Source organism: Micromonospora sp. NBC_00330, from assembly GCF_036136635.1.
GTDB lineage: Bacteria > Actinomycetota > Actinomycetes > Mycobacteriales > Micromonosporaceae > Micromonospora > Micromonospora salmantinae.
The window spans coordinates 4,858,255-4,882,941 of record NZ_CP108012.1; the positions used below are offsets into that span (position 1 = coordinate 4,858,255).

General features: G+C 71.3%; 21 protein-coding genes. 1 reads left to right on the plus strand and 20 read right to left on the minus strand.

Features of this window, described 5'->3' with window-relative positions; all coding sequences use genetic code 11:
• Nucleotides 1–14: 14 nt before the first annotated feature.
• The 8 genes from hpf to efeU all read right to left on the minus strand — a co-directional run bounded on the left by hpf (nt 15) and on the right by efeU (nt 9,469).
• Nucleotides 15–656 carry a ribosome hibernation-promoting factor, HPF/YfiA family gene (gene hpf / locus OG598_RS21900; protein WP_328650859.1) on the minus strand — a complete coding sequence of 214 codons (642 nt, stop codon included), beginning with the start codon at nt 654–656 and terminating at the stop codon, nt 15–17.
• 244 nt (nt 657–900) lie between these two features.
• On the minus strand, nt 901–1,608 hold the full coding sequence (locus tag OG598_RS21905) for a ComF family protein (protein WP_328650860.1): 708 nt from the start codon (nt 1,606–1,608) through the stop codon (nt 901–903).
• A gap of 4 nt (nt 1,609–1,612) precedes the next feature.
• On the minus strand, nt 1,613–3,388 hold the full coding sequence (locus OG598_RS21910; RefSeq protein WP_442931527.1) for an LpqB family beta-propeller domain-containing protein: 1,776 nt from the start codon (nt 3,386–3,388) through the stop codon (nt 1,613–1,615).
• A gap of 32 nt (nt 3,389–3,420) precedes the next feature.
• Entirely contained in the window at nt 3,421–5,178 is a 1,758-nt protein-coding gene (mtrB, locus tag OG598_RS21915) for an MtrAB system histidine kinase MtrB (protein WP_328650862.1), read from the minus strand.
• A gap of 12 nt (nt 5,179–5,190) precedes the next feature.
• Entirely contained in the window at nt 5,191–5,880 is a 690-nt protein-coding gene (gene mtrA, locus OG598_RS21920) for an MtrAB system response regulator MtrA (protein WP_030331519.1), read from the minus strand.
• A 224-nt stretch (nt 5,881–6,104) separates the two neighbouring features.
• The gene (gene efeB, locus OG598_RS21925; protein WP_328650863.1) at nt 6,105–7,382 is read right to left on the minus strand and encodes an iron uptake transporter deferrochelatase/peroxidase subunit; all 1,278 of its coding nucleotides are present in this window, start codon (nt 7,380–7,382) and stop codon (nt 6,105–6,107) included.
• Nucleotides 7,383–7,407: 25 nt separating this feature from the next.
• Complete coding sequence (gene efeO / locus OG598_RS21930; protein ID WP_328650864.1) at nt 7,408–8,541, minus strand: iron uptake system protein EfeO; 1,134 nt, start codon at nt 8,539–8,541, stop codon at nt 7,408–7,410.
• Between the two features lie 22 nt (nt 8,542–8,563).
• Complete coding sequence (efeU, locus tag OG598_RS21935) at nt 8,564–9,469, minus strand: iron uptake transporter permease EfeU (RefSeq protein ID WP_328650865.1); 906 nt, start codon at nt 9,467–9,469, stop codon at nt 8,564–8,566.
• 172 nt (nt 9,470–9,641) lie between these two features.
• On the opposite strand from efeU, the gene OG598_RS21940 reads away from it, so the two are divergent.
• A complete protein-coding gene (locus tag OG598_RS21940) occupies nt 9,642–9,800 on the plus strand; it encodes a hypothetical protein (RefSeq protein WP_328650866.1) in 159 nt (52 codons plus the stop codon).
• Nucleotides 9,801–9,894: 94 nt separating this feature from the next.
• On the opposite strand, the gene ahcY is transcribed toward OG598_RS21940, so the two are convergent.
• The 12 genes from ahcY to OG598_RS22000 all read right to left on the minus strand — a co-directional run bounded on the left by ahcY (nt 9,895) and on the right by OG598_RS22000 (nt 24,681).
• Nucleotides 9,895–11,394 carry an adenosylhomocysteinase gene (ahcY, locus tag OG598_RS21945; RefSeq protein ID WP_328650867.1) on the minus strand — a complete coding sequence of 500 codons (1,500 nt, stop codon included), beginning with the start codon at nt 11,392–11,394 and terminating at the stop codon, nt 9,895–9,897.
• Nucleotides 11,395–11,673: 279 nt separating this feature from the next.
• Nucleotides 11,674–12,837 (minus strand): mannose-6-phosphate isomerase, class I, encoded by a 1,164-nt coding sequence (manA, locus tag OG598_RS21950; protein WP_328650868.1) that lies wholly within the window; start codon nt 12,835–12,837, stop codon nt 11,674–11,676.
• A gap of 3 nt (nt 12,838–12,840) precedes the next feature.
• Complete coding sequence (locus tag OG598_RS21955; protein ID WP_328650869.1) at nt 12,841–13,848, minus strand: cation diffusion facilitator family transporter; 1,008 nt, start codon at nt 13,846–13,848, stop codon at nt 12,841–12,843.
• Between the two features lie 67 nt (nt 13,849–13,915).
• Entirely contained in the window at nt 13,916–15,112 is a 1,197-nt protein-coding gene (locus tag OG598_RS21960) for an SIS domain-containing protein (RefSeq protein WP_091394020.1), read from the minus strand.
• Nucleotides 15,109–15,294: a Trm112 family protein gene (locus OG598_RS21965; RefSeq protein ID WP_091394023.1), complete on the minus strand. Its 186-nt coding sequence runs from the start codon at nt 15,292–15,294 to the stop codon at nt 15,109–15,111. Before OG598_RS21965 ends, OG598_RS21960 begins: the two co-directional genes overlap by 4 nt.
• 61 nt (nt 15,295–15,355) lie before the next feature.
• Nucleotides 15,356–16,741, minus strand: a complete 1,386-nt coding sequence (locus tag OG598_RS21970; protein WP_266303618.1) for a phosphomannomutase/phosphoglucomutase — start codon at nt 16,739–16,741, stop codon at nt 15,356–15,358.
• Nucleotides 16,742–16,810: 69 nt separating this feature from the next.
• A complete protein-coding gene (locus tag OG598_RS21975) occupies nt 16,811–17,869 on the minus strand; it encodes a hypothetical protein (protein WP_328650870.1) in 1,059 nt (352 codons plus the stop codon).
• A gap of 151 nt (nt 17,870–18,020) precedes the next feature.
• Nucleotides 18,021–18,662, minus strand: coding sequence for an endonuclease V (locus tag OG598_RS21980; protein WP_328655399.1), 642 nt, complete (start codon nt 18,660–18,662; stop codon nt 18,021–18,023).
• 161 nt (nt 18,663–18,823) lie between these two features.
• Complete coding sequence (locus OG598_RS21985) at nt 18,824–19,072, minus strand: hypothetical protein (protein ID WP_328650871.1); 249 nt, start codon at nt 19,070–19,072, stop codon at nt 18,824–18,826.
• A 56-nt stretch (nt 19,073–19,128) separates the two neighbouring features.
• Nucleotides 19,129–19,788 (minus strand): tetratricopeptide repeat protein, encoded by a 660-nt coding sequence (locus OG598_RS21990; protein WP_328650872.1) that lies wholly within the window; start codon nt 19,786–19,788, stop codon nt 19,129–19,131.
• Between the two features lie 37 nt (nt 19,789–19,825).
• Nucleotides 19,826–20,266: a hypothetical protein gene (locus tag OG598_RS21995; RefSeq protein WP_328650873.1), complete on the minus strand. Its 441-nt coding sequence runs from the start codon at nt 20,264–20,266 to the stop codon at nt 19,826–19,828.
• Nucleotides 20,266–24,681, minus strand: coding sequence for a toxin glutamine deamidase domain-containing protein (locus tag OG598_RS22000; RefSeq protein ID WP_328650874.1), 4,416 nt, complete (start codon nt 24,679–24,681; stop codon nt 20,266–20,268). Before OG598_RS22000 ends, OG598_RS21995 begins: the two co-directional genes overlap by 1 nt.
• Nucleotides 24,682–24,687: the final 6 nt, after the last annotated feature.

The window sequence follows — 24,687 nt, forward strand, 5'->3', positions numbered from 1 at the left end:
TCGACGCGGATCGGCTACCTGTCAGTGGCGAGGGAGATGATGCCGTAGTCGTACGCGTGGCGCCGGTAGACGACGCTGGGGCGGCCGGACTCCTTGTCCTGGAAAAGGTAGAAGTCGTGGCCGACCAGCTCCATCTCGAACAACGCGTCGTCGATGGTCATCGGCTCGGCCGGGTGGACCTTCTCCCGGGCGATGTGCCACGGCTGGTCGTCCTGCTCCTCTTCGACCCGCTCCGCGACAGCGGTGCCGGCGCGGGCGCCATCGCTCGGCGCGCTCAGTGCGCTGGGCACCAGGTCCGCGACCGGCAGGCCCGCTGTGGCCTCGGCGACGGAGATCGGCGCGTGCCGGCCCCGGTGTACGCGGCGGCGGTCGGCCGCACGGCGCAGCCGGGTGTCGAGCTTCGCGATGGCCGCGTCGAGCGCGCTGTAGAAGTCATTGGTGCAGGCTTCGGCCCGAATCACCGGGCCTCGGGAAACGCAGGTGATCTCTACCCGCTGGCAGTGGTCGGCTTGGCGCGGATTGCGCTCGTGAAACAGCTCGACATCAACGCGAATAAGTTTGTGGTCGTAGCGTTCGATCTTCGCGAGTTTCTCGGCTACGTGTACCCGGTAATGGTCCGGCACTTCGACGTTTCGGCCCTTGACCACGATGTCCACGTGACCTCCCTTGTTCGGACGGTCTTCGATCCGGTTACCCGGCCGCGCGCCGTGGGGAGACCCGCTGGCGTCGACCGGTTGGTACGGCTACGCCTCCTCTCACCGCCGAGGGTGGTGGAACGACCTCCTACCCCCGACAGCGAAACGCTAACTCCTGTTTGCCCGGCAGTCACCCCATGTTGCCGAGACAGCCCAGGATTTTTCGCAGCTCATACACCAACGGGTGAAACGGAAACACTATCGGTTACGACTGGTGTCTTTTCTCGGTCGCCGCGAGCACCGCCGCGACACTCGGTGCCCATCCTGTCGCGGTCAGCACCCGGCTTGCGGCGGCGAGGGTCACGCCGGTGGTGACGATGTCGTCGAGCAACACCACGACCGGCGCCGCGCCCTCGGCACGACCCCGGACCGGCCCCGTCGAGCGGGGCTGGAAGGTCGCCTCGGCCGCCGCCGCGCGCCCGGCGCTGTCCAGGGTGACCGAGTCGGGCCGCGGCGACGCCCGCAGCGGACGGTGCACCCGCACCGACCAACCGCTCCGGTTGAGCCGGGCCGCGCAGTGCCGGGCCAGCCGGTCGAGGTGGTCCCCGTAGCGGGACCGGGCCGCCGCCGCGGTGTCCGGGACCGGAACCAACGCCAGCGGACGCGCCCCACCGACCGCCGCCGCGACGACCTCGGCGAGCAGGGCGCCGAGCGGGCGGGCAAGCCCGTGTCGGCCGTGTTCCTTGTAGGCCAGCAGGGCCTCGCGCAGCGGACCCGCGTACGGGCCGAGGGCGACGCAGGACGGCAGGCCAGGCGGTGCGGGGGTGGGGCGGACCGCCAGTGGCCGCAATGCGCCCAGCGCCACGACACAGGCTGGGCAGACCCCGTGCCGCAGGCCGGGTCGGCGCTCGCGACAACCGGCGCAGTCGGCGGGCAGCACCAGGTCGGCGAGGTCCGCCCAGAGCCCGCTCACCGTGTCAGTAGAGGAAGAACGGCGCCGACGGGTTGCTCGGCCGGACACCGGTCGGCACCGGGGCGATGTCGCGTACCCGGCCGGGCTCGATCCGTTCGAACGGGCTGCTGCGGTAGGCCACCCCGTTCGCCTCGTACATGTACGCCCCGGTCGTCGCCCGCACACTGCGGTTGGTCGGGTACGCGGTCAGGTGGGTGACCTTGGCGCCGAGGTCGGTCCGCAGCGGCGTCTCCAGGGCGCCGTCGACGCTGATCTCGTAGATCGCCGGCTGGCCGAGCGACCCTGCCACCACCAGCTGGTCCTCCCTGCCCCAGTCGACAGCCGTCGGGTTGGTCAGCGAGGTGACCAACTCTCGGGGCGGGCCGATGGAGGCCCCGCCGCCGTCGAGGTTGACAGCGGCGACGTAGAGACGGCCGCCGGCGATCAACGCCACCCGCTGGCCGTCCAACGCGGCGGCCACCGCGGTGACCGCGGCGGAGGGCAGGTTGAGCGGCACCGGATACATCCGGGCCGCCTCGTCGAACCGGTAGAGCTGCCCGTCGGCCACCACCAGGCCGCGGCTGGGGCGGTTGTCGACGGTACGCAGCCAGACCGGTCGACCGATCGAGGAGTATTCGGTGGCGCTGCGGCTGACCACGGAGACCGGGTCGGCGCCCGTGCCCACGGCGAGTCGGTACCGGTTCTTGCCGCCGGCGACCACCATCGCGGCGAGGATCCGGCGGTCCTTGGCCAGCCCGAGGCTGGCGGAGACGACGTTACGGTTGGCCTCGGGTGTCAACGGCACAGTGCCGCTGGGCTCGCCGTCGAAGTCGAGTGGGTGGATCGTGCCGTCGTACACGCCGAACCGCTGCGGGCTGGCGGCGTACGGGTAGAGCACCCGGGAGTCTCGGCGCTCGCCCAGGTCCACAACTGGCTGCGCGTTGTTGCGGATCTTCAACTCCAACTGACCGGTGAGGTCGCCCAACGACCAGGCGATCTGCGTGATCAACTGATCGATCCCGCTCTGGTCGTCACCGGACATGTCCAGGTTGACCTCCCACCGACCGTTGCCGCCGGTGGCGTTGTTGATCAGCTCGGTGCGGTCCGGCAGCCCGACGACTCCCGGGCGCAACCAGTCGGAGGGGCCGCCGACCAGCCACTTCACCACTTCGTTGACCTGCCGCTCGACCGGCACCGCCTGTGGCCGGTAGCGCTGGTCGGGCACCAGGCGGCTGCGGTCCGAACTCCAGAAGTAGATCGTCTCGTCCTGGTAATACTCGCGAAGGGCGGTGTCGCTGAGCAGCAGCACGTTGGGCGGGTTGATGACGTAGAGGCCGGCCCGGTCATCGTTGACGCCGCCGTTGAAGGACGCGCTGCGCAGGCCGAACTCGTACTCCGTCTCGGTCGCCACCGGCGGCGCCAGGGTGCCGTTGGTCCGCAGCACCCCGATCTGCTGCACGGTGATCTTCACGGTCGTGGTCGAGTCGCTGTTGAGGGTGTAGACCGCCTCGCGCAGCCGGACCACGTTCAGCGCGACCTCGCTGCCCTTCTTGTCCTGTAGGCGGGTCTTGTCCTCCGGGGCGATGAACGCCTTGACCCGCTCGTACGCCCGATCCGGTTCACCGGCGGCGGCGGACAGGAAGTTGCGGACGAACGTCTCGTTGACGCTGCCGCTGGCCGTCCGCGTCGGTGGCTCACTGCCCCGACTGATCACACCGGCCTCGGTGGCGGCGCCGCCCTTGCCGTCCACCCGCACGTCGGATGCCGCCGGAATGCCGCAGCCGGCACCCAGCAGCACCATCACGCCGAGGGTCCCGAGCAGAGTCGGCCGTCTCACGAGCGCACCTCCGTCCGCTGCCCGTCCCCGGCCGGAGCCGGGCCGATCGCCAGTGCCCCGCCGGTGCCCGGACCGATGGCCAGTGGTCCACCGTCGCGGGGGCCGCCGAACGGCAGGGCGGCGTCGGCCGGCACCAGCCGCAGCGGCGAGGTGGTCAGCCGATCGCCCGCACGGGCCGGCAGGGTGAGCCGGAACTGCGCGCCCTGCCCGGGAGCACCCCACGCCTCCAGCCAGCCGCCGTGCAGCCGTGCGTCCTCCAGGCTGATCGACAGGCCCAGCCCGGTGCCCCCGGTCTGCCGGGCCCGGGACGGGTCCGCCCGCCAGAACCGGTTGAACACCAGCTTCTCCTCGCCCACCTTCAGCCCCACACCGTGGTCGCGGACGGTGATCGCCACGGCGGTCTCGTCGATGCCGAGGGTGATCAGCACCGGGCGGGCCTCACCGTGCTCGACGGCGTTGCCGACCAGGTTGCGCAACACCCGTTCGACCCGGCGCGGGTCGACCTCGGCGATCACCGGCGTGCCGGGCAGGTCGAGTTCGATCGGTACGCCCACCCGCTCGGCCAGGCCAGCCAGCCGGTCGACCACCCGGTGCACCACCGGCACCAGGTCGGTCGGCTCGGAATCCAGCATGGCGAAGCCAGCGTCGAACCGACTGATCTCCAGCAGGTCGGTGAGCAGCTCCTCGAATCGATCCAACTCGGCCTGGAGCAGCTCCGCGCTGCGGGCGACCGCCGGGTCGAACTCGTCGCGCTCGGCGAAGATCAGGTCGGCGGCCATCCGGACCGTGGTCAGCGGGGTACGCAGCTCGTGGGAGACGTCCGAGGTGAAGCGGCGCTGCAACCGGGACATCTCTTCCAGGCGCAGGATCTGCCGTTGCAGGTTGGTGGCCATCTGGTTGAACGACGCGGCGAGCAGGGCCAGGTCGTCCTCGCCGTTGACCACCATCCGCTGGTCGAGCAGGCCCGCGGAGAGCCGCTGGGCGGTTCGTGCGGCGACCCGGACCGGGTTGACCACCAGTCGGGTGACCAGCGCCGCGAGCAACCCGAGCAGGATCACCAGCGCGACCCCGGTGGCCACCACCGTGGCGCGGGCGTCGGCGGCGGTGACGTCCTGCCGGCCCAGCGGGACCAGGTAGTAGAGCTCGATCTGGCCGAAGCGGGTGGGCACCGGCGAGCCGTAGACCAGGTATTTGGTGGTCTCGCCGGTGAGTCGCCCGGTGCGGATCTGACTGGCCACCTTGCCGTCGGCGATCGCGGCCCGCAGCTCGGGGCTGATCAGTGACTGCACGTTCGCCGACGGGGAGGTGCGCGTCTGGATGTCGTTGGGATAGTCGTCGGCGGTGATCGCCACCACCACCCCGCTGGTCTGCTGGGGGTCGCCGCCGGCCAGGTAGTTGACAGTGCCGTCGATGGTCTCCTGGAGCTGCGCCTCCTGCGGCTGCCCGTAGAAGGAGACCTGCTTGGCCGCGTAGCTGGCGCCGCTGGTCACCCGCTGCCGGACGTCGCTGCGAGCGCTGTCGAGCAGGATGGTGGTGATCTTGTCAGCGATCAGGAACGCGAACCCGCCGACCAGCAGGCTGGACGCGACCAGCGTGATGGTCACGACCCGCACCTGGAGCGAGCGGCGCCAGGTCTGGTGTGCCCGACCCACCGCACGGGCGACCCGACCGGTCACCGCACGCCAGAGCTCCCCGCCGGCGCTGGGCCGGCGGGCAGCCGTACTCGGGGAGGGTGGGGGCGGCGAGGTCGACACAGTGCGACCAGGCTATCCGGTCCCTGCCTTGTAGCCCACGCCCCGCACGGTGAGGATGATTTCCGGTCGCTCCGGGTCCGGCTCGATCTTGGCCCGCAACCGCTGGACGTGCACGTTGACCAGACGGGTGTCGGCCGCGTGCCGGTAGCCCCAGACCTGTTCGAGCAGCACCTCGCGGGTGAAGACCTGACGTGGCTTGCGGGCGAGCGCGACCAGCAGGTCGAACTCCAGCGGCGTCAGCTTCACCTCCTCGTCGTTGCGGCTCACCGTGTGCGCGGGCACGTCGATGGTGATCTGGTTGTCCGGCGGCCCGATGGTGAGCATCTCCGGGGCCACGTCCTCGCCTCGGCGCAGTCGGGCCCGCATCCGGGCCACCAGCTCCTTGGGCTTGAACGGCTTGACCACGTAGTCGTCGGCGCCGGACTCCAGGCCGAGCACGACGTCCACGGTGTCGCTCTTTGCGGTCAGCATGACGATGGGCACGCCGGACTCCGCCCGGATCGACCGGGCCACGTCGATACCGCTCATACCGGGAAGCATCAGGTCAAGCAGCACGATATCGGGACGGCTGTCGCGAAAGGCGGCCAACGCCCGCTCGCCGTCCGCCACAAAAGAGGGCAGGAAACCCTCACTGCGCAGCACGATGCCGAGCATCTCGGCGAGCGCGGGGTCATCGTCGACCACCAGTACGCGGGCTCTCATGGGATTAATATTGCATCCTCATTCAGTTCGGTGGGACCGGCGTCCGCCGGTAAACGCTTCGCGCCGCCGTCAAACCGGTTATCGCGGTCCGCGGCGGCGGCGCCACGGCTGCGGTGCCCGGCGCGCGAACGGGCCGTCGCCAGGCTCCCACCATGATCCCCCTTCGGCGCCGCCCGGCGCCACCGCAGGCTGGGCCGATCCGGTTGTCGCCATCCGGACGACGATCAGCCGAACAGCCCACGCCCCCAGTGATCCCCGCCGTCGCGTACCCCGGGAGGGCAGGCGAACACCCCGCTGGAGACGTGTCGCAGATACTCGTTCATCACGTCGTGCCGCGCCAACTGGGTCTGGATCGGCACGAACTGACGGCGTGGATCGCGCTGGTAGGCGATGAAGAAGAGGCCCGCGTCGAGTCGGCCGAGGCCGTCCGAGCCGTCGACGAAGTTGTAACCCCGGCGCAGCAGCTGGGCGCCGCCGTTGCGACTCGGGTGGGCCAGCGTGACATGGGCGTGCTCGGCGATCACCGGCTTCCCGTCCGCGCCACGCGCGGCGAAGTCGGGCTCGTCGAACTCGTCGCTGCGACCCAGCGGCGCGCCGCTGCCCTTGGTCCGGCCGACGATCTCCTCCTGCTCGGCGAGGGAGGTCCGGTCCCAGGTCTCCACGAGCATCCGGATCTTGCGGGTCACCAGGTACGAGCCTCCGGCCATCCAGTCCGGCCCGTCGCCCGGCTGCACCCACAACTGGTCGCGCAGCAGCTCGGTGTCCTCGGCCTTGAGGTTGGCAGTGCCGTCCTTGAACCCGAAGAGGTTGCGCGCGGTGGCCTGCTCCCGGGAGGTCGACGAGGTGCGGCCGAAGCCGAGCTGCGACCAGCGGACGCTCACCACGCCCATGCCGAGCCGAGCCAGGTTGCGGATCGCGTGCACCGCCACCTGCGGGTCGTTGGCGCAGGCCTGGACGCAGAGGTCGCCGCCGGAGAGCTGCGGCTGCAACGCGTCACCGGGGAACTTCGGCAGCTCGGCGAGGGCGGCGGGCCGACGGTCGGCGAGACCGAAGCGGTCCCGCCCGTCGGCGTCGCGGAACAGCGTCGGCCCGAACCCGATGGTGAGGGTGAGCTGCGAGGGAGGCAGGCCGAGCGCTTCGCCGGTGTCGTCCGGTGGGGCCTCCGGCATCCCGCCGACCGCACCCAGCACCCCGGCGTCGCGTCCCGCGGTCATCCGGGCTGCGGCGGCCGTCCACTCCTCAAGCAGTTCGACGAGTCGGGCCCGGTCCTTGGTGATCACGTCGAAGGCCACGAAGTGCAGGCGGTCCTGCGCCGGGGTGACGATGCCGGCCTGGTGCTCTCCGTGGAACGGCACCGCCCCGGCCGGATGGTCGCTCGCCGCGGCCGGGCCATGGGAGCCGTTAAGCAGCGCCCCCGCGCCGGCCGCCACTCCGGCGACCCCCGCCACCCCGGCGCCGGCCAGGGTGATCGCCCGGCGCCGGGTGAACCTGCTCCCGCTCATCGACTCGACTCTTTCTGCCAGGTGGTCACTTCGCGACGGCCGCGGCGACCTTGCTGATCGGCTCGGCGAGCGCGTTGATGCCGTCGGAGAGCTCCTTGAGCTCGGCCTTGCTCAGCGCGGTGTGCAGCTTCCACCCGTCGCCGTCGCGGTGCTTGCCGAGCAGCCCTTCGACGTTGGTGAACTCGGTGTCCAGCTGGGTGACCAGCTCCGGCGAGCGCTGCTGCAACGCGGGACGCAGGGCGGACACGGCGGCCTTGGAACCTTCGAGGTTGGCGGCGAAGTCCCACAGGTCGGTGTGCGAGTAGCGGTCCTCCTCGCCGGTGATCTTGCCGCTGGCCACCTCGTCGAGCAGTTCCTTGGCACCGTTGGCGAGCTGGAGCGGGGAGAGCTTCTCGGCGTTCGCCTTGGCCACGATCTCCTTGACGTCGACCAGCAGGCGGTCGGCGATCGGGCCGTCCTTGCTGATGTCGCCGGACTGCCAGAGGTCCTTCTCGATCCGGTGGAAGCCGGTGAACTCCATCCCCTCCTCGATGACCTCCTCGCGGCCGTCGATCTTGGGGTCGAGGTCGCCGAAGATCTCGGCGACCGGCTCGATCCGCTCCCAGTAGGTGCGGGCGACCGGGTAGAGCGCCTTCGACTTCGCCACATCGCCGGCCTTGACCGCGCCGACGAACTCCTCGGTCTTGTCCAACAGCGCGGCGGTCTGGCTCTTGACGTAGCGCTGGTAGTTGTCGGTGGCGTCACCCAGCGCGGCGTCCGCGGTGAGCGGCTGCGCCGACCCGCTGACCTTGAGCGCGCCCCGGATGCCCTTGCCACTCATCCCCGGCTTGCAGGCCGTCTGGTACGTGCCGGCCGGCAACTCCACGTGCAGCTCGCGGCTCAGCCCGGGGGCGATGTTCTCCACCTCGCCCATCACCCGGTCGCCGTCGGCGTACACGTAGAACTCGGTCACCTTCGCGCCCGAATTGGTGATCTTGAAGGTGGCGGTGCCGGCGCCCAGGTCGGTCGAGCCGACCTCACAGGCGGTGTCGCTGGCCTTGACCACGATCGGTCCGCCGGACGCGGCCGGGTCACCCTTGTCGGAGTCGGAGCAGGCGGCCAGACCGGCCGTCGCCAGCACGCCGGCTGCGGCCAGCGCGAAGAACTGGGTGGTACGCATCTGGGCTGTCTCTCCTCGTTGGTCAGGCACGCTGCGGCGAGGACGCCGCCTCGACCTCGGCCTCGGTGCCGGTGTCGGCCCCGCGCTCGGTGACGGTGGTGGTGGTCGCGGTGGGTGCCGGCTTGCGCCGGGCCGGTCGCAGGAAGAGCAGGAGCACCGGTACGGCGTACGCGACCCAGGCGATCGTCTCCAGCACCGTGGGCGCGGGAGTCACGTTGAACATGCCGGCGAGCAGGGCTGCGTACCAGGTGCTCGGGTCGAGCGCGCTGGTGATGTCGAACGCCAGGTCGTTCAGACCGGGCAGGACGCCGGCCTCCTGGAAGTCGTGCACGCCGTACTTGAGGATGCCGGCGGCGACAAGGATCAGCAGCGCGCCGGTCCAGGTGAAGAATTTGCTGAGGTTGATTCGCAGGGCGCTGGCGTAGAGCAGCACGCCGAGGACCACGGCGGTGACGATGCCACCGATCAACGCGAGCAGCGGGCCGCTGTCGCCGGCCGCGCCCTGGGCGGCCGAGTAGAAGATCAGCGCGGTCTCCAGGCCCTCGCGGATCACCGCGAGGAAGGCCATGCCGGCGACGGCGAGGGACCCGACGGCCAGCGCCTCGGTGAGCTTGCCCCGCAGCTCGCCGGCGATGGTCCGGGCGGCCCGGCGCATCCAGAAGATCATCCAGGTGACGAAGACCACTGCGGCGATCGAGGTGATCGCCTCGAACAACTCCCGGTCGTCGTAGCTGGCCAGCAGCGAGGTCGACGTGTACTCGATCAGCCAGCCGAAGAGCACCGAGAGCGCCACGGCCAGGCCGACGCCCGCCCAGACCTGCGGCAGCCGATCCCGGCGCTGCGACTTCACCAGGAAGGCGACAAGGATGCTGACCACCAGTGTGGCTTCCAGCCCTTCCCGCAGACCGATCAGGTAGGTGGCGAACATCCGGGCTCCGAGTAGGTTAGGCACGCCTTGGCTGACTTAGGGCAGGCATACCTTCCTCCCTGCTCAGGGCCCTCGTCAAGTCGTTCACGACAAGCTCACTAGGCCCGGGACGAGGACCGGCGGCCGCCCGGCAGCCGACGTGTCGCCGGTCGGCTGTGGAAGGATCCCCGCCGTGAGGGGATTCCTGCCGTGGTTGGCGGTGCTGGCCGTGGTGCTGCTGCTCAGCGCGCTACGCCTGCGGGCGCTGGCCACCGTCGTGTCGGTCGGCTGGCTGATCTGGTGCGTCTGGACGTGGTTCCGGCCCACCCGGCGCGGCCCCCGTTCGGGCTGAACCGGCGGCGGAGAGTCGCTGAGCCCGCCCAGCCGGCGGCGGAGACGACGAACCGGGCCGGCTGCGAACAGCCGACCCGGTCCGGAAGTGTCGATCAGTAGCGGTAGTGATCCGGCTTGAACGGACCCTCAGTGGAGACGCCGAGGTAGGCGGCCTGCTCCTTGGTCAGCGTGCTCAGCTTCGCGCCGAGCGCGCCGAGGTGCAGCCGGGCCACCTTCTCGTCCAGGTGCTTGGGCAGCACGTAGACGCCGATCGGGTACTCCTCGGTCTTGGTGAAGAGCTCGATCTGGGCGATCGTCTGGTTGGCGAACGAGTTCGACATGACGAAGCTCGGGTGCCCGGTCGCGTTGCCCAGGTTCAGCAGGCGGCCCTCGGAGAGCACGATGATGGCGTGCCCGTCGGCGAAGCGCCACAGGTCGACCTGCGGCTTGATGTTGATCCGCTCGACGTCGGACCGCTTGGCCAGCCCGGCCATGTCGATCTCGTTGTCGAAGTGGCCGATGTTGCCGACGATGGCCTGGTGCTTCATCCGGGCCATGTGCTCGTTGGTGATGACGTCGAAGCAGCCGGTGGCGGTGATGAAGATGTCGGCCTGCTCGACAACGTCGTCCAGGGTGGCGACCTGGTAGCCGTCCATCGCGGCCTGCAACGCGCAGATCGGGTCCACCTCGGTCACCACGACCCGGGCGCCCTGGCCGCGCAGCGACTCGGCGCAGCCCTTGCCCACGTCGCCGTAGCCCATGACGACAGCCATCTTGCCGCCGATCAGCACGTCGGTGGCGCGGTTGATGCCGTCGATGAGCGAGTGCCGGCAGCCGTACTTGTTGTCGAACTTGCTCTTGGTCACCGAGTCGTTGACGTTGATGGCCGGGAAGAGCAGGGTGCCGGCCCGGTGCATCTCGTAGAGCCGGTGCACGCCGGTGGTGGTCTCCTCGGTCACGCCCTTGATGCCGGCGGAGATCCGGGTCCAACGCTGGCCGTCCTCGCCGAGCGAGCGGTGCAGCAGCTCGAGGATGACCGCGTACTCCTCCGAGTCGGCGGACTCTACCGGCGGGACCGCCCCGGCCCGCTCGAACTCGGTGCCCTTGTGTACGAGCAGTGTGGCGTCACCGCCGTCGTCGAGGATCATGTTGGGGCCCTGCCCGTCCGGCCAGGCGAGCACCTGCTCGGTGCACCACCAGTACTCCGGCAGGGTCTCGCCCTTCCAGGCGTACACCGGGACCCCGGCCGGAGCCTCGGGGGTGCCGTCCGGGCCGACGACGATCGCCGCGGCGGCGTGGTCCTGGGTGGAGAAGATGTTGCAGGACGCCCAGCGCACCTGCGCGCCGAGCGCGACCAACGTCTCGATCAGGACGGCGGTCTGGATGGTCATGTGCAGGGAGCCGGTGATCCGCGCGCCGGCGAGCGGCTGCGCCTCGGCGAACTCGCGACGGATCGCCATCAGGCCGGGCATCTCGTGCTCGGCGAGCTGGATCTCTTTACGCCCGAACTCGGCGAGCGACAGATCCGCCACCTTGAAGTCGCCGTCGGCGAGCGTGCTCGGCCGGGCCTCGGACGGCGTGCCGCTGGCGGACGCCGGGAGGGTGCTGGTCATGAAAGCTCCTGTCGAACGATGTCTGCGCCGACCCTCCACCTTACGCGCGTCGGCGACGGGCATCAGGCACGGTCCGCGGACAGCGCACGGGGCGGCCGGTGATGGACGGACCTTCCCGCCCACGTCCCGCCCGCCCCGTGCATCCCCCCGGTTTGGTTCCCCCGCACGTTCTCGGACCGTCGTCGCGATAACGCTGCGTACTCATAGAGTCACACTCAGGCAGGGTGACGTCAAGCTATTCCGGGAAAGTCGGACTCGTGTCTTTCGCCCGAACCGAGGTCAGCGCAGCCCGGGTGTCGCCACGTACGCCACACCGGCGCCGTCGATCCGCAGCGGCGCTTCCAGCGCCGTACCGATCGCCGCCTCGCCGGAGGCCAGCGTCAGCGCACCGGCACCGTCGTCCACGGTGATCGAACCGCCGGCGCAGAGCACCACCCGGGGGCCGGGCAGCGGCAGCGTCACCGAGGGCACCGCCGCGTCGACCTGCACCCGGTGCAGCGCGAAATCGTCCACCGGCACGGGCCAACAGTCCACGCCCGGGCCGACCGGCTGCGCGGCCCGCACCGGATCGTCGAGCACCTCGAAGCGCAGCACCCGCAACAACTCGTCGACGTCCACCCGCTTCGGGGTCAGGCCGCCGCGTAGCACGTTGTCGCTGGCCGCCATGATCTCCACGCCGCAGCCGCTCAGGTAGGCGTGCAGATTGCCGGCGGGCATCCAGATCGCCTCCCCCGCCTCCAGCCGCAGGTGGTGCAACAGCAGCGCGACCAGCGCACCCGGATCCCCCGGGTACGCCGTGGCCAGCCGGCGGGTCAGCTCCGCGTCCGGGCCGTCGGCCGGCGCTGCCACCACAGCCGCCAGCAGGTCGTGACGCCTGGCGACCGGCCAGCCCAGCAGCGTCCGCACCGCCGTCCGCAACCCCGCCGGCCCGGCCCGCAACGCGGCGACCACAGGCGCCAACGCCGGTACGCCGAACGCGGCGAGCGCCTCGGCCGACTCCGCCGGATCCCGGAAACCGCACAGCGCCTCGAACGGGGTGAGCGCGACGAGCAACTCCGGCTTGTGGTGCGGATCGGAGTAGTTGCGCTGCCCCTCGGGGCGCCCCGCCTCCGCCGCGTAGCCGGCCTGCGCCTGCTCGGCGTCCGGGTGGGCCTGCAGGCTCAGCGGAGCATCGGCCGCGAGCACCTTGAGCAGGAACGGCAGCCGGCTGCCGAACCGCTCGGACACCCGCTGGCCGAGCCACTGCCCTGGTTCGTCGCGCACCAGGTCGCAGAGGCTCACCCGCAGACCGGCGCGATCCACCTGGGCCGGAGCGCCCGGGTGGGCCCCCAACCACAGCTCCGCCTCCGGGCCCGCGCTCGGCACCGATCGCCCCTGAAGGAGGGCGATTGCCGAGCGCGAGCCCCAGGCGTAGTCCCGGATCGGCCCGTACAGTGGCTCCACCCGTCAGCCCCCGGGCCGCCCGGCCGCCTCGCCCGACGTGTCCTGCGGCTGCGGCACCGCGGTGTCGGCCGCGGCACCGGTGCCGGCCGCGGCGGCGGCGGCGCTGTAGACGTCCGGCTCCAGATAGATCACCCGGGCGATCGGCACCGCGGCGCGGATCCGCGCCTCGACGGCGTTGATGCCACGGGCCAGGTCGTGGGCGCTCTCCCACTCCGGAACGGCGATCTTGGCGGCCACCATCAGCTCTTCCGGGCCCAGGTAGAGCGTCTTCATGTGGATGATCCGCTCCACCTCGGGGCCGTCGGTGACGGCCCGCTCGATGGCTGCCAGCTCGGACGCCTCGGCGCCCTCACCGAGCAGCAGGCTCTTCGTCTCGATGGCCAACACGACGGCGATGACGACCAGCAGGATGCCGATCATCGCGGTGCCGGCGGCGTCCCACTCGCCGTTGCCCGTGATCAGCGTCATGGTGACGCCGAACAGGGCGAACACCAGACCGACCAGCGCGCCGAAGTCCTCCAGGAGCACCACCGGCAGCTCCGGCGCCTTGGCCCGGCGGATGAAACGTACCCACGACTGGTTGCCCCGGACGTGGTTGGACTCCTTGATGGCGGTCCGGAACGAGAACGACTCCATGACGATCGCCGACACCAGCACAACCACCGGCAGCCAGTGCCAGGACTCGATGCCGCCCTTGTGATGCCACTTGTGGTACGCCTCGTACAGCGCGAACAGGCCACCGATGCTGAACAGCACGATGGACACGATGAACGCGTAGATGTAGCGCTCCCGGCCGTACCCGAACGGGTGTTCCGGGGTGGCCGCGCGCTTCGCCCGCTTACCACCGAGCAGCAGGAGGCCCTGGTTACCGGAGTCGGCGACCGAGTGGACCGCCTCGGCCAGCATCGACGACGAGCCGGAGAGCAGGAACGCGATGAACTTGGTGACGGCGATGCCGATGTTGGCCAGCAGGGCGGCGACAATCGCCTTCGTCCCACCGTTGGCGCTCATGCCACCGCTCCGCTTCGCCGCACGAAGCCGCCCGGTCCGCGCATGACGCGCCGCCCCCTACGTTCGTTCACTGGTTCGACAGCTCCTTCATCTCGGTGATGGCCGGAACGGCCATCGGGTCCAGCCCGTGTGCCAGAGCAAGGTAGATCGAGGCGAAATCCGGGACGGCGATCAGCGACGCCAGCCGCTCCAGGGCGGAGCCGCCCTCGGCGGTCACCACGTCGCATCGCACGCCACGGCGCTCCGCGAGGGTCTGCACCGCGTCCGCACGGCGCTCCTCGACGGCGAGCGGCTCGTCGGTGTCGTCCTCGGCGTTGAGCCCGCCGTCGCGCAGCAGCACCAGCCGCAGCCGGGTGCCCTCGCCGTCGTCCTCGGCCGGGTCGGCGAAGATGTCCCGCTCCCCCTCGGCCAGGCCACCGAAGACGCCGTCGAGCAGCCCGACCCGACCCCGCCCGGCCTCACCCAGCGCCCCGGTGACCACCGGGTAGCGGGCGTTTGCCGACAGGGTGTCGCCGAACCGGCGGGCCGCCACCGTGGCCAGCGGGGACGAACCCCAGACGATGGGGATCGAGCCGGCCAGGCCCAGCGCCAGTGACTTCGCCGGGTTGACGAAGGACTCGGCGGCGGAGCGGCAGCGGTCGGCGTCCGCGTCGAGCCGGGCCGCGGTCTCCGCCAGGTCCGCCTCGTTGACCTTCACGAGCCCCAGGGAACGGGCGGCGAGCAGGACCGGCACTGTGAGCGCCCAGAGGCTGGCCCGGGCCGGGGCACGCCGGGGCACCGGGATGAACGGCGCCCGGGCCTGCTCGGCGATCGACTGCAACTGCGAGTCCGGGGCACCCACGGCGACGAGTCGGGCACCACGGCGGTGGGCCGCCTCGGCGGCGCCGAGCGCCTCCGGGCTACGTCCGGACGCGCTCACCGCGATGACGACGTCGGCCGCGCCCACCCAACCGGGTACGCCGGCGGAACGGTGCCCGATGATCGGGACCGGGCAGCGTGGCCCGGCGACAGTGGCCAGCACGTCCCCGGTACGCCCGGCGGTGCCGATGCCGGCGATCACGACGGCTCGGGGCCGCCCGTCGTCGGCGAGCACCGCGAGGTTCGCCTCGGCTGCCAGCGCGGCGCTCTCGCGAACCTGCGCACCGGCCGACGCCGTGTGCCGGAGCATGCCGCCCGGGTCGGCCTCGGCCAATGCCTGCGGGTTGTCGAGCAGGGCCTCGTCGGCGTCACGGCGTCCGCTGACCCCGGCCGTACCGTCGATCATGAGGACTGCCCGGGGCCGCCGCGCGCCTCGTCGAGCAGCAGCACCGGCACGTCGTCGCGGACCTCGAAGATCCGGCCGCACTCCGTACAGGTCAACGTCTGCGCCTCGGCGTCATAGGTGAGCGGGGCGTGGTGCGTGTCCGGACAGGCAAGGATCTCGAGCAACTGCGGATCCAGGGCCATGGCGCGGCTCCTTCCACGTGTACGGCTTGACCGACGGCGGTGCCGACCGGCGCAGGCGATCTTATCGGCGAACGCGGTCGAGCACGTCGTCCCGGAGCGAGACCATCCGATCCCGGGTGGGCGCCTCGACGTTGAGTCGCAGCAGCGGCTCGGTGTTGGAGGCGCGCAGGTTGAACCAGGCGCCATCGGGGAAACGCAGGGTGAGCCCGTCCATCTCGTCGGCCACCGCGTCGGGGTACGCGGCGCGCACCTCGGCCACCGCCGCCGCCTGGTCGACCACCGTCGAGTTGATCTCACCGGAGGCGATGTAGCGCTCGTACTCGCCGGCCAACACGGACAGCGGCAGCGACTGCTCGCCCAGCGCGGCCAACGTGTGCATCGCCGCGAGCATCCCGGTGTCGGCGAACCAGAAGTCCCGGAAGTAGTAGTGCGCGGAGTGCTCGCCGCCGAAGACGGCGTTGGTGCGGGCCATCTCCGCCTTGATGAAGGAGTGCCCGACCCGGGCCACGACCGGCTGTCCACCGTGCTCCCGGATGATCTCCGCGACGGCGCTGGAGGTGATCAGGCCGTGGATCACCGTGGAACCCGGGTGCTTGGCCAACTCTCGGGCGGCCACGAGGGCGGTGATCGCCGACGGTGAGACCGGCTCGCCGCGCTCGTCCACCACGAAGCACCGGTCGGCGTCACCGTCGAAGGCCAACCCGATGTCGGCCCCGTGCTCGACCACCGCGCGCTGGAGGTCGACCAGGTTCGCCGGGTCGAGTGGGTTGGCCTCGTGGTTGGGGAAGCTGCCGTCCAGCTCGAAGTAGAGCGGCACGATCTCCAGCGGCAGCGGCGACAGGGCCGCGTCGCCCAGCACTGTCGGAACGGTGAAGCCACCCATGCCGTTGCCGGCGTCGACGACCACCTTCAACGGCCGGATGCCCGAGAGGTCCACCAGCTTGCGCAGGTAGCCGGCGTAGTCGGGGAGCAGGTCGCGCCGCTCGGCGGGCCGGGTGGGCGCACCGGCGGGACGAGCGTCGCCCGAGTCCAGGAGGGCCTGGGCCCGCTCCCGGATCTCGGCCAGGCCGCTCTCCTGGCCGATCGGGCGCGCACCGGAGCGGCACATCTTGATGCCGTTGTACTGCGCGGGGTTGTGGCTGGCGGTGAACATCGCGCCGGGCAGGTCGAGCGAACCGGACGCGTAGTAGAGCAGGTCGGTGGAGGCGAGGCCGATCTCGATCACCGAGCGGCCCTCGGCGCGTACGCCGGCGGCGAACGCGGCGGCCAAACCGGGCGAGGTGGCCCGCATGTCGTACCCGACGACGACGGCGTCACCCGGCTCGTCGGTGGAGTTGAGCAGTTGGGTGAAGGCGGCGCCCAGTGCCTCGGCGGCCCGTTCGTCCCACTGGTCCGGCACCGTCCCGCGGACGTCGTACGCCTTCACGATCTGGGACAGATCAGACACGTGTTCCACTCCTTGGCCGCAGGTTAGACACCGATCCTGAGCCTAACGGAGGGCCAGGCCGTACTCCGCTCAGCCGGGGAGGCGGGGAATGAACACGGTGTGGCCGTCACCGTCGGTGGGCGGGTCACCGGGCTTCGGGCGACCGTCGGGCCGACCCGGCATCGGCTGGGTGGCCTCCGGGGCGGGGGTGTCCGGCCGGGCACCGTAAACCCCGCCGGTGGCGGGACGCGGTGACGGCACCGCACCACCCCAAGCGGCCGGCGGCTGCTGGCCGTACACCTGACCGGGGCGACCGGGCGCGGACGGCGACCCACCCCCGGCGCGGTAGGTGGTGCCGCCGGGGTTGCCCGGCGGGGTGCCGGGCACGTCGTCGGACGGCTTCCGGTCCTGCCGCGAGCGACGGAACAGCAGCACGATGAGCAGCAGTCCGACCGCCACCAGCACAATGCCGAAGTACATCACCGGTGAACCTCCTCCGGACGACTCGGCGGCGGTCGCCGTGGTGTTCGGCGCCGCGGAGACGCCGCCCTGCGCCGCCGGGTTCACCGCCTCGTCGACCGTCGCGACCTCGGTCGGGGTCGGAGTAGGCGACGGCGTCTTCGACCGCGACGGGGTCGGCGACGGAGTGACCCGCCCTCCGGTCAGCCGCGCCGCGTCGGTGGCGTGACCCAGCGTCTGGCCGGCGGCGCTGATGCCCGCGCCCGTGACCACGAGACGGCCGCCCGGCGAACCCGCCGCGAACGCCACCCGGTAGCGCACCGTGATGCCCTTGCCCTTGCACAGCGTCGGCTTCAACGGTGACGTCTGCGCGGTCGACACGGTGCCGGCGCCGCCGCTGACGGCCACCGGGAACCAGCGCCCGCCCGCGTTGACCTCGACCGCCACCTGGTTCGGCTGAAGACCCACCAGGCTGAAGCCCAACGCGGTACGCAGCAGGACGCACCCGTCGGTGCGCTTGCGCACCGCGACGTTCACCCCCTGCGCGGAACCACCGGCGGCGAAGCTGCTGGCCGCGCCCACCCGGACCGAGTCCTGATCGGCCAGCGCCGGTGACGCACCGAGCATCACCAGGCCGCCCGCAAGACCGCAGACCGCCGCGAGCCGTGCCACGCGTCGACGCACTGTCATGATTACCTCGCCGTTCTCCCCGGGTGGGGTCCGCGGGTCAGGCTACTACCGGCCCACCTACCCCACCGGTCATAGAGCGCCCCGCATGTGTGCGGCGTTACGGTTTACGGCGCCTTCCGTCGACCTCCTGGTAGCCGGACTGACCAGCCAATCAGCGGGCCCGCTCTGCCTCGGCGAGGGCGTCGCGGCACAGCCGGTCGGCGGTGCGGGTGGTCTCCGGCAGCCGGTAGCGCGGAGTCAACGCGAGCACCTGCGCCGTCGCGTTCTCCAGGCTCATCCGATGGCCGACGCTGACGAAGACCGGCTTCACCCCGTCGCGGGTCCGCAGCACCCGACCGACGACCTCACCACCGTCGCGCAACGACGACCAGCAACCCCGCCCGGCGGCCGGCGGATCCCACACCCCGACCAGCGGCGTCTTCCCCACCCCGATCGCGGGCAACCCGGTGACCACCCCCACATGACACGCCAGCCCGAACCGACGCGGATGGGCCAGCCCGTGCCCGTCACAGACCAGCAGGTCCGGAACGGTGGTCAGCCGGTCGAGCGCAGCGAGCAACGCGGGCAACTCACGGAAGGCGAACAACCCCGGCACATAGTCGAACGCGGGTCGCCCCACAGCGACAGCGGAATCCACCACCGCCAGGGTCCGGGCGTCCAGGACCGTCACGGCCGCCGCCAGCAGGTCACCACCCTCGGCGTACGCGACGTCCAGGCCGGCCACCGTCGCGGGCGCGCTCGGCCCCGGCCCGACCAGGTCCACCAGCGGCCGCAACTCCTCCTGTACGGCCACCGCCTCGGCAACACTGCCCGGCCCGGTCGTCCCCGTGGCCGGCGCGTCCGGCGGGCCCGGCGCGCCGGGCGCGCCGGGCGCGCGCCATGATCCACTCGGCTTCACGGAAGTCGGGCTGTCCCACGGCCCCGGATGCCCCGACTTCAAGGAACCGGAGTCGATCACCCTCGGCCCGAGGCGTCGGCGCCATCCCCGGCGGCCCTACCGTCCGGGCCACCCGGAGCGGGGTCACCGTCGGCCCGGCCCCTGATCGCACCCAGGCCGAGCGCGAAGGCAATGCCGAGGGCGACACCGAAGGCGACGCCACCCTTCGCACCGAACACGGGAATGCCGATCGCCAGACCGATCAGGATGCCGACCGGCCAGGCCCAGACGGTGGATCTGACGCTCTGCGTACCGGATCTCGCCATGCGTCGATCTTATTCGGCCCCGCCAGGGCTCCGCCCCCCACCGATCGCTTCCACGCTCAGGCCAGCCCCAACTCCTCGCGGGCCTCCTCGACCCACCGACCAACCCCGTGCGCGCCGCTGTCGGCCGCCAGCCCCGCCGCCTCGTCGAGCAACTCACGCGCAGCATCCCGATCACCATCGCTCGCGGCCAGATCCGCCAGACCGATCAGATTCGCCGCGACACCGGCGGTGAAGGACAACTTCCGGCGTAACCGAGTCGACTCGGTCAGCAGCTCCCGCGCCCCGTCGACACGGCCGGCGGCCTGCTCACCGAAACAGAGGTGCCGCAACACGTACGACAGCGTCAGCTCATCCCCCGCGGCGGTGGCCAACTCGCGGGCCCTGGCGAAGGCCGGATCGGCGGCGGCCTGGTCCTGCCGAATCACCTGATGGACAGTGCCCACCCAGAAAAGCGACTCGCCCTCACCACGGGCGTCGCCCAATTCCTGGTACAGCCCGGCCGCCCGCTCGAACAGCGGAAGCTCCTCGGCGTCCTCCAACCCGGTGTCCAGGAAACGGGCGTGCAGGAGCCGCCCCCGAGCCAACGCCACATCAGCGTCCAACGCGGTGAGATCCCGCTCGGCCTCGTCCAACGACTTCGCGTCGCCACCGAAGACCGCCTGCTCGTACCGCACCTGCGCCCGTACCAGCCGAGCGTCCAACCCTTCGGTCGTCATCTACCAACCCCTCCGCCTGTCCATCCGCGACGCATGCCTACTTCGCTCTCGCTATGTCGGGGTCCGCGCCAGGATCACCGGCCGCACGAAGCTGCTCCTCGAACATGAGAAACGTCCGCTGCCGGATCCCGCGAATGAGCGCCTGCTCCTTCGGCGTCTCGTGACGCGCTTCGGCGTCCGCCAGAAGCTCGATCGAACGCACCGTCTCGTAGAGCGCGAAGATCGGCCCTTCACCCTTGAGATAGTGAGCCCGAAACGCCTCCACCTCCTGCACGAAGTCCTCTGCGGTACGCCGGAATACATCGCCCCCGATGTCAAAGACGATCTCGCTAAACAGGTCGTTCTTCTCCTGCCACGCACCGGTGTCGATCGCAACACGCCAAACCCTGGCGCCGCCGTCGGGCGTTTCCACAATTTTCACCGGCGATTGGTAGTACAGGTAGTAGGACGGGAGCACCAGACCTGGCATTTGGGCCATCAAGCGTTCCCCTCGTAAGTCGACTGCAGCGCCTGCCAAAACAGCTGTTGTTCGCGACGAAGGATCCCGTCTGCGATCGCTCCCTCGCGCCTCGTCAAGGTTCGCCCCTCGATCCGGGCCAAAGCGTCCACATCGCGGCGGACCTCATACAGCGCATGTTCCCAGACCGCGATTTCGTCGAGCGCGGCCAGGTGCAGGCGAAACTCCGCAAGGTGCCCGTTCCGGGTCCGCAGTACGAGTTGAACGTCGCGGTAACCGCTGTCCTCGGGAGACACGAACCGGTCCTGGCAACTCACGATCACGACCCCGGGGTGGTCGCGTATCCGCTCAAGGGCGGCGTAGAGGTCATCGAGGTTGCGGAACTCGACCTTCGCGGCGGCCAGGTCGAGCAGCTTGGACGCGTCGCCCTGGTGTTTGGCCACCTTGTCCTCAGCTCGACGACGATCCTTGGGCTGAGGACGCCAGCCGGGCTCACCGACGCGGAGGTCACCGACATGGGCTAGGGACACTGCCAGCTGATTCAGATCGGCCTGCGCCTCTATCGCCGCCGAGTAGAGACCGTCGAGGTAGCGCTTCCGGTAGCCAGCGTCGTCGCGTCGAGCCTCGTCGAACCCTGCCTGCGCCACCGGCCCTCGGCGCACCTGAATACCTGCGCTGATCGTCAACTGCTCGCCGGTGAGGGGTGTCGGCTCTGGTTCGGGCACCTGCCGGCGGTCCGAATCCTGTCGCGTCGCCTCCTGCTGGGCGACGTCGTCCAGCACCTCGGCGAGGACGTCGATGGCCTGTTGATGGGTGGCCAGGTGAAGCAAGGTAAGCGGGCGGGCCGTCAGCGACTTCGCGAGTTCAGGCGTGGACTGGATCATCCGCGCCAGGGCCGGATGCTGCACCAACTGCCGCACCAGCCGCTCGGCCAGGTCCGGCTCGTGCGGGGGCGGCTCTCGCCGGGCGCTGTCGAGCATGTCCCGGACCCGGTCGTCGGCGAACAGTCGCACGAGATCCCGTGCCGACGCTTCGTCGAGGTCCGGCACCAGCCGACGAAGGGTGGGCGGGTCGACCGTCGTCGCGAACTCGACCGGAGTCACTCCCGCCGCGAAGACGGCGTCCATGCTGTTTGCAGGCAGAACGGCGCGGACAGGACCGCCACCCGGTGTGGGCTGGTCGAGATCGGTGCTCGCTGGAGCGTTGGCGTCGGGCGACCACGGGGCCGAGCCCGGGCCATCGAGGAGCAGGTACATCCGGTTGACGTACGGGTCGCCGTGGCCGCCGTCGTCGTGCGTCGGCGGGTGGTCCGGCAGGTCGGGACGTTCGCTGAACCGGCCCCGGGGCAGTCCGCCGAGCGGCATCGGTCGGCCGTCTCCGCTCAGCACCAGCGCGTCGATGCCGACCACGTCGGGGTAGAGCGGCCGGTCCCGGACCACGCCGTTCTGCGGGTCCACGTAGAGCACAGTGCCGTTCTGGTTGAGCGCCACCCAGGCGTGCGAACCGCCGTGCGCCCACTCGGTGACCAGGAACGAGTAGCTGCCGTGGCCGCCCAGCAGCAGTTGGTCGTGCAGGTTGCGGTAGCCCCGGTCGGCGGCCTGCCGCGCCTGCGCAGCGTCCGTGTGTTGACCGGACGCCGGGGCGAGGAGTTTCTGGAAGCGCCCGCCGGTCACGTCCTCCACCCGACCGGGGCCGCCTGCCTCGCCACGGATGGGGCGCCGGATGTCACCGTCTAGGTAGCCGTCGAAGGTTCGTGGCGCCGACACGCGGGGTCGCCCGTGCACCCACGTCTCGAACAGCGACAGTGTGCAGTCCAGGCAGTTGATGCCCCGGGTGGCGTCGGCCGCGGGACCGCCGTCGTTGAGCAGCCGGAACCAGCCGCCGTGTCGGGGGTCGGCGGTGCGGGTGACGGTGCCGTCCGGGCCGCGGGGCATCTGCCGTTCGACGTCGACCTGGTGCAGGGCGAGCGGTGGCCGGAGTCCTCCGGGCTGCCCGTACGGCCGGGAGTCGTCGATCGGCGGCGGATCGTCGTCGCCGCTGAGCATGGACGGGCCGGCAGTCTCCACAGCGCCGAGCGCGAGGGCGCCCACGTCGCGGTTGGCGTGCTCGAAGGTGGCGCTGATGTCCACTACCGGCGGGGCCGTGGTGCCGGCCAGCACCGCGTCTGCCAGGTCACGCCATTCGGAGTACGCGCGAGCTTCCTCGTTCGCGGCGCGCTGCCAGCCGTCGGCCCACTGCCGGTTGCCGGCCTGGTGCAGTTGTCGGGCGTAGGTGGCGTACTCGACGGCTCGGCGATCGTGCTCCACGGCACGGGTGCGCAGTCGGGCGGCTTCGGCCTGCCGGCGGTTGTTTTCGAACCCGATCCGCAGCGACTCGTAGTGGTCCTGGTAGCGCCGCCGCTCCGCGGCTTCCGCCGCTGCGGCCCACTGCGCCGCGTACGCGTCGTTGGTCTCGGGCTCACGCACCGACGGGGCACCGAACGCGGCGACGTCGACGGGGACCGACGCCCTTCCCCGGGCCGGATGGTCGGGCGCTCGCACGGATGCGGGCGTCTCCCGGGTCGGGACACGCGACGGCACGGCGAACCGACCCACCGCCGGTGGGGTGGAGGCGACCGGCAGCGGCCCGTTGGTGGTGGTCGGGACGCCAAAGGTGACCGGTGCCGCCGGGCCGGGGGTGATCGTCGGTGCGGAGGGGCCGGTCGCCGGAGACCAGGCGGTCGGTCCGGCGGTGGTGGAATGCGGCGAGCTGCCGGGGTGGGTTGGAGGCACACCGGTGGCGGCCGGCCCGCTGCTCGTCTCGAGGGGACCGACAACGGGCGCGGACGCCGACGAAAGCCTCGGATCAGCACCCACCGCAGACCGACTCGGATCAGCCACCGCCGAGGTGGCCGGATCGGCAGCCGATGCCGACGCGACCGGATCGGCACCCCACTCCGACGCGACCGGACCGGCGCCCACCGCCGACGTGGCCTGGTTGGTGGTCACCGCGGAGAGCACGGGGTCGGCCGTGACCGGGTGCGGGACGGCCGCTCTGTCGCCGAACGACCCACCCGCCTCGGGGGCGCCTACCGAACGGTCCACCACGTCCACGTCGGACACCGCAGCGACCGGCATCGGTGACGACGTGTGCGCGTCGGGCGCGACCGGGGACGCCAGCCCTGCTCCCCGGGACTGGTCGACAACCGGTGATGTCGTCGCAGCCAACTGGTTCGGCGGCGTGGTAGCAACACCCTCCGTCGCCTGCGCCGGAATGCTCGCAGTCGTCACCAGACCAGCCGAAGCCACACCACCGGCAGCCCCCGCAGAAGGAGCCTCCACCGCGGCCGAGGCCGAGGCCACCGATGCCGCAGAGGCCACATCCCCTGCGACAGGCAGCACAGTCGGGAGGGAGGGGCCCGTGAACGATGCTCCGGCGAGGGCGTTGGCCTGCGCGTCGAGCCGGGCGCGTAGCGCGTGGTCGGTCTGCCCGGTCGCCGAACCGGTGGCGCCGGACGCGGCGGCGCGCGCCGCGTCCTCCATCGAGGTCAGGCCCTGACCGGTGGCCAGGCTCGCCGCGCTGTCGGCGAGCACCTCGCCGGTCATCTCCCGCCCCAGGTGCTCCCCGACTTTCGCCGCTCGCCCGGTCGCGTGCCGGCCCAGGCCGGCCAGCGGCGCCACCGCCCCGCCGGCCAGCCCGCCAACCGCCGAGGCGCCGAGATCGGTCACGTCCAGGCCGTGTGCCCGCCCGGTGGAGTTCTGGTACGCCTGGGTGGCCAGGGTGACCCCGGCCTCCTCGGCGGCCTCCTCCAGCCCTCCACGGGCGGCCCGCTTGGCGAGCCCGCGTGCGCCACCTCGGGCGACCTCCTTGGCGGCCCGCTCGCCGGCCTCCTTGAGCCCGTGCTTGAGGGACTTGCTGGCCAGTTGGCCCATCAGCCGCTTGAAGATCTGTTGGACCAGCAGTCGCGTCGCGGTGATCGCCGCACCGGCGGCCGGGGTTGCCGCACCGGCGGTCAACACCGCCGCCACCGCCACTGTGAGCAGCTCGATGACCAGGATGCCCAGCTCGATCCAGACTTCGAGCTTGGCGCCCTCGATGTCGCAACCGCATTCCTCGACCAGTCGGCCCAGGTCGGCCGTGACCGCGAGCAGCACGGGCAGCGGGGCGTCGGCGCCCTCGGCGATCCCCCGCCAGGCCGCCTCGAACGCCGCGTCGACGGCCCCGACGCCGCCGTACCCGTTGTGCACCTCGACGGCGGCCGCGGCGGCGTCGGCGTGCGGCCCGGCGAGCACGGAGGCGACCGCGTACCACTGGTCGGCGACGTCCCAGACGGCCCGCTCGTTGCCCTCCGGCCATTGCACACCGACCACCCAGTCGAGGGCCTCGTAGATCCAGCCGGGCACGTCCCACGGCGCGTAGTCCAGGGGGTGCGGGATGGGGCTCGGCAGCACGCTCATCGGGAT